Genomic DNA, 13146 nt, shown 5'->3' with positions numbered 1-13146 from the left:
AGTCCTCAGGAGGAGTACGCGCTGTTCTCGTGGACGTAGTCGGCGGTGAGGTCGTTGGCCCAGATGACGGCGGACTCGGACCCGGCGGCGAGGTCGGCGGTGATCTTCACCTCGCGGTATCGCATGTCGACGAGCTCACGGTCCTCACCGACGCCGCCGTTCTTGCAGACCCATACGTCGTTGATGGCGACGTTGAGCCGGTCGGGCTCGAAGGCGGCCTTCGTGGTGCCGATGGCGGACAGCACCCGGCCCCAGTTGGGGTCCTCGCCGTGGATGGCGCACTTGAGAAGGTTGTTACGGGCGATGGAGCGGCCCACCTCGACGGCGTCGTCCTCGGTCGCCGCGTTGATCACCTCGATGCGGATGTCCTTGGAGGCGCCTTCGGCGTCGCCGATCAGCTGCCGGGCGAGGTCGTCGCAGACCTTTCTGACGGCCTCGGCGAACTCCTCGTACCGGGGCGTGATCGCGGCGGCTCCGGAGGCGAGGAGCAGCACGGTGTCGTTTGTGGACATGCAGCCGTCGGAGTCGATCCGGTCGAAGGTCAGCCGGGTGGCGTCGCGCAGGGCCTTGTCGAGGGTCGCGGCCTCCAGGTCGGCGTCGGTGGTGAGGACGACGAGCATGGTGGCGAGGCCGGGGGCGAGCATGCCCGCGCCCTTGGCCATCCCGCCGACGGTCCAGCCCTCGCCGTCGACAACGGCGGTCTTGTGCACGGAGTCGGTGGTCTTGATGGCGATGGCGGCCTTCTCGCCGCCATGCGGGGAGAGTTCGGCGGCGGCGTGCTCGATGCCGGGCAGCAGCTTGTCCATGGGCAGCAGTAGGCCGATCAGGCCGGTCGACGCGACGGCGACCTCGCCCGCGCTGTGCCCGGCGAGGACCTGGGCGGCCTTCTCGGCGGTGGCGTGGGTGTCCTGGAAGCCCTTGGGGCCTGTACAGGCGTTGGCGCCACCGGAGTTGAGGACGACGGCGGTGACCTCGCCGCCGCGCAGGACCTGCTCGGACCACAGGACGGGGGCGGCCTTGACACGGTTGGAGGTGAAGACGCCCGCGGCGGCGCGGCGCGGACCGTTGTTGACCACGAGGGCCAGGTCCGGATTGCCGTTCTCCTTGATCCCGGCGGCGATGCCCGCCGCCGAGAATCCCTTGGCTGCTGTGACGCTCACTGCATCTCCTTGTTCAGCAGCCCGGCGGCTGCGTGTGCTCCCTCAGCTACCGCTGGGCGGTGCCCCCAGCTCATGGAGCGACTCCAATCGTGGAAAGTCCGGTGTCCTCGGGGAGCCCGAGGGCGAGGTTCATGCTCTGCACCGCGCCGCCCGCTGTGCCCTTGGTGAGGTTGTCGATGGCGCTGATCGCGATGATGCGGCCGGCTGCCTCGTCGTACGCGGTCTGGATGTGGACGGCGTTAGATCCGTACACGGACGAGGTGGAGGGCCACCGTCCTTCGGGCAGCAGGCGAATGAACGGCTCGTCCTGGAAGGCCTTCTCGTACGCAGTCCGTACGGAATCGGCCGTCACGCCCTTTTTCGCCTTCGCGCTGCACGTGGCGAGGATGCCCCTGGGCATCGGCGCGAGGGTCGGCGTGAAGGAGACGCTGACCCGCTCCCCCGCCACCGCGCTCAGGTTCTGGATCATCTCGGGGGTGTGCCGGTGGCCGCCGCCGACGCCGTAGGGGGTCATGGAGCCCATGACCTCGGAGCCGAGCAGGTGCGGCTTGGGCGCCTTGCCCGCACCCGAGGTGCCGGACGCGGCGGTGATGACAGCCTCGGGCTCGGCGAGAGAGGCCGCGTACGCGGGGAACAGCGCGAGCGAGACGGCGGTGGGAAAGCATCCGGGCACCGCGATGCGCTTGGCCCCCACCAGGCAGGCGCGGGCGCCCGGCAGTTCGGGGAGGCCGTAGGGCCAGGTCCCGGCGTGCGGCGAGCCGTAGAACGCCTCCCAGTCGGCGGCGTCCTCCAGCCGGAAGTCGGCGCCCATGTCGACGACGAGCACCTCGTCGCCGAGCTGGTCGGCGACGGCGGCGGACTGCCCGTGCGGGAGGGCGAGAAAGACGACATCGTGCCCGGCGAGCACTTCGGCGGTGGTCGGCTGGAGCACCCGGTCGGCGAGCGGCAGCAGATGCGGCTGCAGTCCGCCGAGCTGCTGCCCGGCGTTGGAGTTGCCGGTGAGGGCGCCGATCTCTACGCCGGGGTGGGCAAGGAGCAGCCGGAGCAGTTCCCCGCCCGCGTAACCGCTCGCTCCTGCCACTGCTGCTCGTACCGCCATCGAATCCTCCTCGTCGAAGGCATGACTATACGCAGTCCCGTAGGTTTATGCAATCGATGCGCGGCGGATCGCGTCGAGCGCCCGCGTCACGTCGTCGTCGGTCGTCGACCAGTTGCTCACCGAGATCCGCATGACGCGACGGCCGTGCCAGGTGGAGCCGCTGATCCACGCCGTGCCGTCGTCGAGCAGCCCGGTGAGTACCTGTTCCGTGCGTTCGTCATTGCCGAACTCGGCGCAGACCTGGGTGAATACCACTTCGTTGAGGACTGTCGCGCCGTCGATCCCGGCGATGCCGGCGGCGAACGCGGAGGCGTGTCGGCACAGCCGCTCGACAAGGTCGGCCGCACCTGATCGGCCGAGGGACCTGAGTGCGGCCCACACGGTGAAGGCTCTGCCGCGCCGGGAGAGCTCGGGGACCTTGTCGACGGGGTCGCCGTGTTCGTCCTGGATGAGGTAGTCGCCCTGCAGGCCCATCGCCGCCCGGACCGCGAACGGGTCGCGCACGATGGCGAGGCCGCAGTCGTAGGGGACGTTCAGGGTCTTGTGGGCATCCGTCGCCCAGGAGTCGGCGTCCGCGCAGCCCGCCGTCAGGTGTGCGTAAACCGGGGAGGCCGCCGCCCACAGTCCGAAGGCGCCGTCGATGTGCACCCATGCATCTGCCTCACGAGCGGCACGGATCGTCTCCACGAAGGGATCGAAGGCGCCGGAGTGGATGTCTCCGGCCTGGAGGATCACGATCGTGGGGCTCTGCCAGTCGGCCGCCAGGGTGTGCCGCAGTGCCTCCGTCTCGATGCGTCCCTGATCGTCAGCCTTCACCAGCTCCGGTTTGCCGAGCCCCAGGTAGCGCAGCGCCAGGTCAATGGCCATGTGACGGTCCTCGCCGACGATGACGCGTACAGCCGGCCCACCTGTGAGTCCGTCGCGGGCGACGTTCCAACCGGTGCGCCGCAGTACCTCGTCGCGCCCGGCGGCGAGGCAGGTGAAGTTCGCCATCGTGGCACCTGTGGTGAAGCCGACGGCGCTGTCGCTCGGCAGGCCGAGCAGATTGAGCAACCACGCCCCGGCGATGTCTTCCGCCGCCGTGTACGCGGGCGAGACGGCGCGCATCACGCAGTTCTGGTCCCAGGCACTGACCAGCCAGTCCGCGGCCAGCGCGGCCGGTTCGGTGCCACCGACCACGAACCCGTAGAAGCGGCCACTGGGAAACGCGGTGAGCCCCGGCTCGCAGGCCGTGGCCAGCAGGTCGACGACCTCGGCGGGCGTGCTCGGACCGTCGGGCAGTTCGACACCGAGCGCGCGCACGATCTCCTCGACCGAGGCACGGGCGGGAACCCGGCGATCGGGCAGGCTCGCCAGCCAGCGGACGGCATGGCCGTATGCCTGTCGGAGCGCCGTCTCGCGCGCGTCCATACCTCGGACTATGGGACAGTCGCCGCCGCCACGCAAGCGACGACTCGCACGGCCACTCCCACGCCTTGATCACCGTGCAGCGGAAGGAATTGAGGCCGCGCCGAGGGGCTCGACCACCTCATCCCCGGCTCGCTCCCCCGGCAGTCGAAGTTGAACGCGCGCCACGAACTCCAGTTACCGGCTCGGCGCTTCTGGAGCCTCGTCAAGGACGAGTTGCGCGTGGGTCGTACCGGCCCTCTACGTCCGGCCCAGCACCGATGCTCCGCGCTTCGGGCCGACTCAAGTGCCGAGGTGCCAACCGAAGCGCTCGGTCACCGTGCGCCACCGGCCCCGGTCCAGGTGCAGGGCCCTGTCCGGAGGGGGCGGTGTACGAGATATCTTGATGTCGAGCAATGTTGCAGACGTGGAGCGGAGCACCCGGTGACTGACTCGACCATCATCTATACACACACTGACGAGGCGCCGGCCCTGGCGACCCATTCGTTCCTGCCTGTCGTCCAGGCGTACGCCTCGACGGCCGGGGTCAGTGTCGAGACCCGTGACATCTCTCTGGCCGGGCGGATCATCGCGCTCTTCCCCGAGCACCTCGAGGAGAGCCAGCGCATCGATGACGCGCTCGCCGAGCTTGGCGAGCTGGCCAAGACTCCCGGGGCGAACATCATCAAGCTGCCGAACATCTCGGCGTCGATCCCGCAGCTCAAGGCTGTGATCGCCGAGCTGCAGGAGCAGGGCTATGCGCTGCCCGACTACCCGGACGACCCGAAGTCCGACGAGGACCGGGACGTCCGTGCGCGCTACGACAAGGTCAAGGGCAGTGCCGTCAACCCGGTGCTGCGCGAGGGCAACTCCGACCGCCGTGCGCCGGCCTCGGTGAAGAACTACGCCAAGGCGCACCCGCACCGGATGGGCGCGTGGGTCTCCGACTCGAAGACGAATGTCGCGACCATGGGTGCCGACGACTTCCGCTCCACCGAGAAGTCCGCGGTCATCGCCGAGGCCGGCTCGCTTCGCATCGAGCTCGCGGGGGACGACGGCAGCACCACCGTCCTGCGTGAGTCGGTTCCGGTGCTCGCGGGCGAGGTCGTGGACGCGTCCGTCATGCGCGTGGCGGCGCTGCGTGAGTTCCTCGCGGCGCAGGTCGCACGCGCCAAGGCCGAGGGCGTGCTGTTCTCCGTACACCTCAAGGCCACGATGATGAAGGTCTCCGACCCGATCGTCTTCGGCCACGTGGTGCGCACCTTCTTCCCGAAGACGTTCGCCGCGCACGGCGAGGCGCTCGCCGCGGCCGGCCTGAGCCCGAACGACGGTCTCGGCGGCATGATCAAGGGCCTGGAGTCGCTGCCCGAGGGCGTGGCCATCAAGGCATCCTTCGAGGCCGAGCTCGCCGAGGGTCCCGCGCTGGCGATGGTCGACTCCGACCGCGGCATCACCAACCTGCACGTACCGAGTGATGTCATCGTCGACGCCTCCATGCCGGCCATGATCCGCACCTCCGGTCACATGTGGGGTCCGGACGGCCAGGAGGCCGACACCCTCGCGGTCCTCCCCGACAGCAGCTACGCCGGCATCTACCAGGTCGTCATCGACGACTGCCGCGCGAACGGCGCCTTCGACCCGTCGACGATGGGCTCGGTGCCGAACGTCGGCCTGATGGCGCAGAAGGCAGAGGAGTACGGCAGCCACGACAAGACCTTCGAGGTTCCCACCACGGGCACGGTGCGGGTCGTCGACGAGGCCGGCAATGTCGTGCTCGAGCAGGTCGTGGGCGCCGGCGACATCTTCCGTATGTGCCAGACCAAGGACCTGCCGATCCAGGACTGGGTCAAGCTCGCCGTCACCCGCGCCCGCGCGACCGGCGACCCGGCGGTGTTCTGGCTCGACGAGGGCCGCGCGCACGACGCCACGATCATCGAGAAGGTCAAGACCTACCTCGCCGAGCACGACACCGAGGGCCTGCAGATCGAGATCATGTCGCCGGTCGAGGCGACCGCCTTCTCCCTGGAGCGCATCCGCCGGGGCGAGGACACGATCTCGGTCACCGGCAACGTGCTGCGCGACTACCTGACCGACCTGTTCCCGATCCTCGAGCTCGGCACGAGCGCGAAGATGCTCTCGGTCGTCCCGCTCATGAACGGTGGCGGACTGTTCGAGACCGGCGCCGGCGGCTCCGCGCCCAAGCACGTCCAGCAGCTCGTCAAGGAGAACTACCTGCGCTGGGACAGCCTGGGCGAGTTCCTCGCGCTCGCGGTCAGTTTCGAGCACCTCGCGCAGACCACGGGCAACGCGCGCGCCCAGGTACTCGCCGACACGCTCGACCGCGCGACCGGCAGCTTCCTCAACGAGAACAAGTCGCCCAGTCGCCGAGTGGGTGGCATCGACAACCGCGGCAGCCACTTCTACCTGGCGCTCTACTGGGCGCAGGAGCTGGCGAAGCAGACCGAGGACGCGCAGCTCGCGGAGGCGTTCGCCGCCCTCGCCAAGACCCTGAGCGAGCAGGAGCAGACGATCCTCGACGAGCTGATCGCGGTGCAGGGCTCGCCGGCCGACATCGGCGGCTACTACCGGCCCGACGCGTCGAAGGCCACGGCCGTCATGCGGCCGTCGACGACCTTCAACCAGGCTCTCGCGATCCTCGGCTGACGCGACAGCCGCGGAAGGGGCGCGCCCTCCGCACGTGTACCTGTACCGCCCCGGTCGGCATCCTGCCCGGCCGGGGCGGTTCCGTCTTCGTTCCCGGACATCAGGCCGTCGGGATATGCGTGAAGCGCGGCTTCGCCGACGGCGGTGAGCGACAGTTCCGGCCGGACACCGGCTCGACCGGGCTGCTCGAGGCCTTCTCCGACACGTGCCTGCGCCGCGTCCGGCGGGCCGAGCACTTCTCGTACTCCATGACCACGATGCTGCACACCGATCCGGCCCGGTCCGCGTTCGATACCCGTCTGCAGCTCTCCCACTCAACCGCGTGGCGACCTCGCCGCACGCCGCGGCCGAACTGGCGGAGAACTGCACGGGGTTGCCGCTCACGGGCTGAACCTCACCCGGTACCTCACCCCCGGTCCCGGGCGACGCGCCCCGGCACCTGAACGCATGGCCGCCCGCCGCGGCTGAACGCATGGCCGCCCGCGGTGGCGCGCAAAAAAATGTCCGGCCCGGCCGTGTGCGATGTCGATCCGGCCGGAAGCCGTTCGTATAGAGGGTGAGAGGCAGGCACGACGCCGGCCACCGCACCGAGGAGAGACGCCATGCAGCAGTACCTGCTCAGCATCTACCAGCCGGACGGAGACCCGCCGCCGCCCGAGGTCCTGGAACCGATCATGCGGGACCTGGAGGCCGTGAATGCCGAGCTCAGGGCGGCCGGCGCCTGGGTGTTCGCCGGCGGTCTGCACCCGCCGAGCACTGCCACCGTGGTGCGGCTCATGGACGGTGAGCTGCTGACCACCGACGGCCCGTACATCGAAGGCAAGGAGCACATCGGCGGGTTCACCGTCATCCAGGCGCCCGATCTCGACGCCGCGCTCGAGTGGGGCGGCAAGCTCGCCCGGGCGATCACGCTCCCGATCGAGGTCAGGCCGCTGCAGCACGGGTCCTGTGGGTGACGTCCGGCATGCCGGACGTGCCCGCGTCCGTGACGGAGCGCGTGTTCCGCGAGGAGTACGGACGCGCGGTCGCCGTCCTGGTCCGCGTCTTCGGTGACATCGACATCGCCGAGGAGGCGGTCCAGGACGCGTTCACCACGGCGTTGCGACGGTGGCCGTCGGCCGGGCTGCCGCCGAGCCCGGCCGGGTGGATCATCACCACCGCACGCAACCGGGCGATCGACCGCCTGCGCCGGGAGGCGTCCCGTCAGGACCGGCATGCCCAGGCCGCGCTGCTGCACGCCCCCGACGCCCCGGCCCAGGAGGAGGATCCCGTGCACGACGACCGGCTGCGCCTGATCTTCACCTGCTGCCACCCGGCGCTCGCCCCCGCCTCCCGGGTCGCCCTGACCCTCCGCCTGCTCGGCGGGCTCACCACCGCGGAGATCGCGTCCGCTTTTCTGGTCACCGAACCGGCCATGGCCCAGCGGCTGGTCCGCGCCAAGGGCAAGATCCGCGACGCCCGCATTCCCTACCGGGTCCCGCGCGAGGCCGACCTCCCGGACCGCCTGCGGGCCGTGCTCGCCGTCGTCTACCTCATCTTCAACGAGGGCTACAAAGCCAGTTCGGGCGAGCGCCTGGTCCGCGAGGACCTCTGCGCGGAAGCCATTCGCCTCGGCCGGCTGCTGGCCGGGCTGATGCCCGACGAACCGGAGGTCAAGGGGCTGCTCGCGCTGATGCTGCTCACCGAGTCGCGCCGGGCCGCCCGCACCACGCCCGACGGCGACCTCGTCCTGCTGGCCGACCAGGACCGCGCCCGGTGGGACCACGCGCTCATCGCCGAGGGCCAGGCGCTGGTCCGCCAGTGCCTGAGGCGCGATCGGCCCGGCCCGTACCAGATCCAGGCGGCGATCAACGCGGTCCACAGTGACGCGCCGGTCGCGGCGGACACCGACTGGGGCCAGATCCTCCGGCTGTACGACCAGTTGCTCGCCCTGTCCCCGAACCCGGTCGTGGCCCTCAACCGCGCGGTCGCGGTGGCCGAGCTCGACGGCCCGGCCGCGGCACTGGCCCTGCTCGACGACATCGACCTCGCCGGGCACCATCTGTTCCACGCCATCCGCGCCGATCTGCTCCGCCGGCTGGGCCGCGACGAGGAGGCGGCCCGGGCCTACGAGGCGGCGCTCGCCCGCACCGCGAACGAGGCGGAACGCGCGTTTCTGCGGCGCCGGCGCGAGGCGCTCCCCGGAAGTGACGGCGGGTCGTAAACCCCCTCGCGGGCTGGTCCTTGGCGGCCTGACCTGCTGCGCATGTCCCTCTCGCTCAGTGCGGCCCACTCGCCGGATCATCGACGCGCCGGATCATCGACGCTCCGAACCCCGCGATCCGTAACGCGCAGGATCAGGCCGCCGTCTCCAGGCAGAGGCTCCAGCGGCCCGCCTGACCGGTCAGGGCCACGGTCGACAGTGGGCGGACGTCCACGTTCCAGTACGAGGAGGGCGGCGCTTTCAGGGCGTAGACCAGTGCCGCTCGCACGACCGCGGGTTCGGCGACCGCGACGATGGAGTCGCCGTCGCCGACGGGCCTCGTGTCCAGCCATCCCCCTATGCGCGATATGAACGCCAGCAGCGGCTCGCCGCCGTGCGGCGCGGAGCGCGGGTCGGCGAGCCAGGCGTCGACGGCCGCCGGTTCACGGGCCGTGACCTCCGCGAACGTGAGACCGCGCCAGCGGCCCATGTCGCAGTCGCGAAGCGCGGGCTGGGCGAGCGGGGCGAAGCCGAGTGCCTCGCCGGTCGCCCGGCTGCGGGCGGTCGGCGAGCAGTAGCGCAACTCGGCGTAGCTGAGCGGCACCAGTCGGTACGCGTTGAGCTGCACCTCGTGCCAGCCCGCCTGGTCGAGGGGCCGGTCGTCGTCGAAGCGCTCGGTGAGCAGGGAGGAACTGCGCGCGGCGGCGACCAGCGTGATCCGGACACTCATGGCGCGATCGTGGATGCGAAAGCCCCGCAGGTCAAGGGGGGATTTGTCCATCGTGGCCGGGATGCTGCGGATGGCCTCCGAGTTGCTCATGATCGTCCGATCCCGGAGGCCTGACGGCGCTCAGCACAGCACCTCGTCGCAGGCCTTTCGCAGCCGTCGTACGCCCTCGGCGATCTCGGCGTGGCCCGCCACTCCCGCGAAGCTCAGCCGGACATACCCGGCCGGAGGTTCGGCGCAGAAGTAGGGGCGGCCGGGGGCCAGTGCCACCCCCGCGCGCAGAGCCGCGGAGAGCAGGGTGGCCTCGTCCGTGCCGTCGGGGAGGCGCAGCCAGAGGTGGTAGCCGCCGGACGGGATGTACGGGAGGGACAGCTCGGGCAGTGCGAGGCTCAGCGCCGCGGTCGTGGTGTCGCGGCGGGCCTTCAACTCGGCAGCCACGGCGCGCAGATGGCGGTTCCAGGCCGGTGATCCGACCAGCTCCAGGGCCGCTTCCTGGAGCGGCCGGGGGACGAAGAAGGTGTCGACGACATGGATGGCGCGCAGCCGCTCGAGTACGGGGCCGCGAGCCGCCAGCATGCCCACCCGCAGGCTGGGTGAGGTCGCTTTGGTGAGCGAGCTGACGTGCACGACGACGCCGTCGTGGTCGTCCGCGGCGAGCGGGCTCGCCAGGGGGCCCGCGTCCTCGTGCACCAGGCGGCGGGCGAAGTCGTCCTCGACGACAAAGGCTCCGGCCTCGCGGACGATGCGCAGCACGTCAGGGCGGCGCTCGGGCGAGAGCACCGCGCCAGTGGGGTTCTGGAAGAGCGGCTGGCAGACGAAGACACGGGCGCCGGTGGCCTTGAAGGCGGCGGCGAGCAGTTCCGTACGTACCCCCCGGGAATCGACCGGGACCGGCACAGGACGCAGTCCGGCAGCGCGGGCGATGGCCAGCATGCCCGGGTAGGTCGGGGACTCGACGAGGACGGGGGCGCCGGGCGGTGCGAGCGCGCGCAGGGCGGTGGTCAGCGCGGACTGGCCGCCCGCCGTGATCAGTACGTCAGCGGCACCGATGCTGTCGCCCAGGCCACGGGCGAACCACTCGCGAAGCTCCGGGAGCCCGTCGGTGGGCGGCCGCCCCCAGGCTCCGGGCCGCCGTCCCGCCCGGGCCAGCGCGGCGGCCATCGCCCGTTCCGGCTGGAGCGAGGCGTGCAGATAGCCGCCGTTGAACTCCACGACGCCCGGCGGGGGCGCGGCCAGCGTGGCCAGGACCCCCGACGCGTCCACGGCGCGCGGCACCAGCTCGGTGGCGGCGTCCGCGCTGAGGGTGACCTCCTGCCAGGAGGTGTCCCCCGGCGCCGGGGCGGTGTCGGTACGGGGCTGCGCACGGAACGCACCGGCGCCGGGGCGGGTGACGACCAGGCCCTCGGCAGCGAGCCGGGCGAGTGCTCGGGAGACGGTCACGGGCGAGACCCGGTACCGCTCTACCAGCGCCCGGCTCGACGGCAGCTTCCCACCGGGTGAGTAGCGGTCCAACTCCCGCTTCAGCGAATCTGCCAACTCCGCCACACTGCTACGCTCTTGCATGACAGCACAGGATAGCGCTACCCCCATCACACCGATAGCGGTCAGCAGCGGCACCCTCCTCGCCGCACTCGGCGTCATCGCGTTCTCGCTCACCTTCCCGTCCACCGTCTGGGGCCTGGAGAGCTTCGGCCCCTGGTCCCTGGTCGCCTTGCGGAGCGTCCTCGCCGCCCTGATCGCCGGGGGCTTTCTGCTGGTGATGCGGGTACCGCTCCCCGGCCGCCGGCACTGGGCGGGCCTCGCTGTGGTGGCCGGCGGTGTGGTGGTGGGTTTTCCGCTCCTGACGACGCTCGCGCTGCGGACCTCCACCACATCGCACGCCGCCGTGGTGGTGGGTCTGCTGCCGCTGACCACCGCTGCTTTCGCGGCCGTACGCACCGGGCGCCGACCCTCGCGCACCTTCTGGCTGACCGCGCTCGGGGGCGCGGCCGTGGTGATCGCCTTCACCGTGCAGCAGAGCGGCGGCGCGCTTCAGACCGGTGACCTGTATCTCTTCGGCGCGCTGCTGGTCTGCGCGGCCGGTTACACCGAAGGCGGCAGGCTGGCCCGCCAGATGCCTGGCTGGCAGGTAGTCGGCTGGGCGCTGATGCTCTGCCTGCCGATCGCACTTGCGGGATCGGCGCTCGCGCTCACCTTCGAGCCGGTCCGGCTGACGGCCCACGGCGTGATCGGACTGCTCTGGGTCGCGGCCGGTTCAACCTTCTTCGGCCTGTACGTCTGGTACCGGGGCATGGCCTCCATCGGCATCGCCAAGGCCAGCCAGCTCCAGCTCGCCCAGCCGCTGCTCACCCTCGTCTGGTCGGTGTCCCTGCTGGACGAGCGGCTCTCCCCCGCCGCCCCGGTTGCGGCGGTGGCCGTCCTGGTGTGCATCGCGGTGACCCAGCGCGCCAAAAGCTGAGGGTGCAACTCCCGGCCCCGGCCTTAGACTCGAAGCACGGACACCGCCTTCGAGGAGGTCACTCCCGATGCAAGCAAACGTGGGCGACACGCTGCTGGTACACGGCAGGATCGTGGGACAGCACGACAAGACCGCCGAAGTCGTCGAGGTACTGGGGCAGAAGGGCAACCCCCCGTACCGCGTGCGCTTCGACGACGGGCATGAGGCGCTGCTGTCTCCGGGCCCCGACACCGTCGTGCGCCACCACGAGAAGACCTGACCCGCACCCCTTGACCAGTCCCCAGAGCCGGCTCGCCCCTAGGCGGGCGGCAGCACCATGGTCGGATAGTGGTCGGCCACCACCGTGGCCATCGCCCCGATCCGGTCAGTCGTGACCTCTTTGGCCGAGAAGAAGCAGTGGCCGCGCACCTCCGGGTAGGTGGCCGCCAGAGTGAGATGCCGGGAGAGCTCGGCCGGGTCCTGCCAGGGCGCGGGCTGGGCGGGGTCGCCCGCCTTGTAGAGGGCCTCACCGGCGTAGAGACACACGCCCGTGCCCCGTACGACATCGCTCCACCAGGGCAGCAGCTTGGCGTAGTCGGCGGGGCCGAAACCAATGTGCCAGTACAGCTGCGGTACGACGTAGTCGATCCAGCCCTGCTTGACCCACTTGACGACGTCGGCGTGCAGATCGTCGTAGGTCTGTACGCCCGCCGAGGTGTCGGAGCCGAGCGGATCGGTGGCGACATTGCGCCATACACCGAACGGGCTGATTCCGAACGAGGTGTCTTTCTTGGCCTTCTTGGCCTTCTTGATCCGGTCGGCCATCTCGCTGACCAGGCGGTCGATGTTGTCCCGCCGCCAGGCGGCCTTGTCCGCGAAATCCGCGCCGTACCGGGCGTAGGTCTCGTCGTCGTCGAAGACCTGGCCGGCCACCGGATACGGATAGAAGTAGTCGTCGAAGTGGACGGCGTCGATGTCGTAGCGGCTGACGGCGTCCATCATCGCGTCCTGGACGAAGGTCCGGACCTCGGGGATGCCGGGGTTGTAGTACAGCTTCCCGCCGTACGGCAGGACCCACTCCGGGTGGACCCGGGCCGGGTGGCCGGCGACCAGACGGGACGGGTCGGTGTGGGTCGCGACGCGGTACGGGTTGAACCAGGCATGCAGCTCAAGACCGCGCAGATGGGCCTCGCGCACGGCAGTGCCCAGCGGGTCCCAGCCGGGGTGCTGCCCCTGTACGCCGGTGAGGTACTGCGACCAGGGCTCGTGCGGCGAGGGCCACAGGGCGTCCGCGGTGGGCCTGACCTGGAGGACGACGGCGTTCAGCTTGCGGGCGACGGCGATGTCGAGGTGGTGGAGGAGTTCGGCGCGCTGCTCGGCGGCGGTGAGCCCGCCGGCGGAGGGCCAGTCGCGATTGGCGACGGTCGCCAGCCACATGCCGCGGAACTCCGTGCGCGGCGTGCGCCGGCGCCGAGCCGCGCCGGCCGGCAG

General features: G+C 70.8%; 11 protein-coding genes and 1 pseudogene. 6 read left to right on the top strand and 6 right to left on the bottom strand.

Annotated features, from left to right (window positions below; genetic code table 11):
* Positions 1–5 precede the first annotated feature (5 nt).
* From argJ to J7E87_RS18985, 3 genes are all read right to left on the bottom strand, one after another.
* Entirely contained in the window at positions 6–1160 is a 1155-nt protein-coding gene (gene argJ, locus J7E87_RS18995) for a bifunctional glutamate N-acetyltransferase/amino-acid acetyltransferase ArgJ (protein ID WP_215095510.1), read from the bottom strand.
* 70 nt (positions 1161–1230) lie between these two features.
* Complete coding sequence (gene argC, locus J7E87_RS18990) at positions 1231–2259, bottom strand: N-acetyl-gamma-glutamyl-phosphate reductase (RefSeq protein ID WP_215095508.1); 1029 nt, start codon at positions 2257–2259, stop codon at positions 1231–1233.
* Positions 2260–2304: 45 nt separating this feature from the next.
* Positions 2305–3669, bottom strand: a complete 1365-nt coding sequence (locus J7E87_RS18985; protein WP_215095506.1) for a pyridoxal-dependent decarboxylase — start codon at positions 3667–3669, stop codon at positions 2305–2307.
* Positions 3670–4089: 420 nt separating this feature from the next.
* Here J7E87_RS18985 and J7E87_RS18980 point away from each other — a divergent pair, with 420 nt between their 5' ends.
* The 4 genes and pseudogenes from J7E87_RS18980 to J7E87_RS18970 all read left to right on the top strand — a co-directional run bounded on the left by J7E87_RS18980 (position 4090) and on the right by J7E87_RS18970 (position 8512).
* Complete coding sequence (locus tag J7E87_RS18980) at positions 4090–6309, top strand: NADP-dependent isocitrate dehydrogenase (protein WP_215095503.1); 2220 nt, start codon at positions 4090–4092, stop codon at positions 6307–6309.
* Positions 6310–6473: 164 nt separating this feature from the next.
* Positions 6474–6700, top strand: a pseudogene (locus J7E87_RS35150) (4-hydroxybenzoate 3-monooxygenase); the annotation flags it as partial.
* A gap of 211 nt (positions 6701–6911) precedes the next feature.
* Positions 6912–7265 (top strand): YciI family protein, encoded by a 354-nt coding sequence (locus tag J7E87_RS18975; RefSeq protein ID WP_215095501.1) that lies wholly within the window; start codon positions 6912–6914, stop codon positions 7263–7265.
* An 8-nt stretch (positions 7266–7273) separates the two neighbouring features.
* A complete protein-coding gene (locus tag J7E87_RS18970; protein WP_215095500.1) occupies positions 7274–8512 on the top strand; it encodes an RNA polymerase sigma factor in 1239 nt (412 codons plus the stop codon).
* A 133-nt stretch (positions 8513–8645) separates the two neighbouring features.
* Here J7E87_RS18970 and J7E87_RS18965 read toward each other — a convergent pair whose 3' ends face one another.
* Both J7E87_RS18965 and J7E87_RS18960 read right to left on the bottom strand, forming a co-directional pair.
* A complete protein-coding gene (locus J7E87_RS18965; protein WP_215095644.1) occupies positions 8646–9221 on the bottom strand; it encodes a histidine phosphatase family protein in 576 nt (191 codons plus the stop codon).
* Positions 9222–9341: 120 nt separating this feature from the next.
* Positions 9342–10781, bottom strand: a complete 1440-nt coding sequence (locus J7E87_RS18960) for a PLP-dependent aminotransferase family protein (RefSeq protein ID WP_215095499.1) — start codon at positions 10779–10781, stop codon at positions 9342–9344.
* Here J7E87_RS18960 and J7E87_RS18955 point away from each other — a divergent pair.
* Positions 10780–11676 carry a DMT family transporter gene (locus J7E87_RS18955; RefSeq protein WP_215095498.1) on the top strand — a complete coding sequence of 299 codons (897 nt, stop codon included), beginning with the start codon at positions 10780–10782 and terminating at the stop codon, positions 11674–11676. The genes J7E87_RS18960 and J7E87_RS18955 overlap by 2 nt on opposite strands.
* 67 nt (positions 11677–11743) lie before the next feature.
* Complete coding sequence (locus J7E87_RS18950) at positions 11744–11935, top strand: DUF1918 domain-containing protein (protein WP_215095497.1); 192 nt, start codon at positions 11744–11746, stop codon at positions 11933–11935.
* A 38-nt stretch (positions 11936–11973) separates the two neighbouring features.
* Here the strand turns inward: J7E87_RS18950 and J7E87_RS18945 are convergent.
* Positions 11974–13146 (bottom strand): glycoside hydrolase family 10 protein (locus tag J7E87_RS18945; protein WP_251017669.1); only part of this gene is annotated, 1173 nt, incomplete at its 5' end.

Origin of the sequence: Streptomyces sp. ISL-1 (genome assembly GCF_018614585.1) — a bacterium.
Taxonomy (GTDB): domain Bacteria; phylum Actinomycetota; class Actinomycetes; order Streptomycetales; family Streptomycetaceae; genus Streptomyces; species Streptomyces maoxianensis.
The sequence above is the reverse complement of the archived record's forward strand: the minus strand, read 5'-3'. Positions and strand labels throughout refer to the sequence as shown.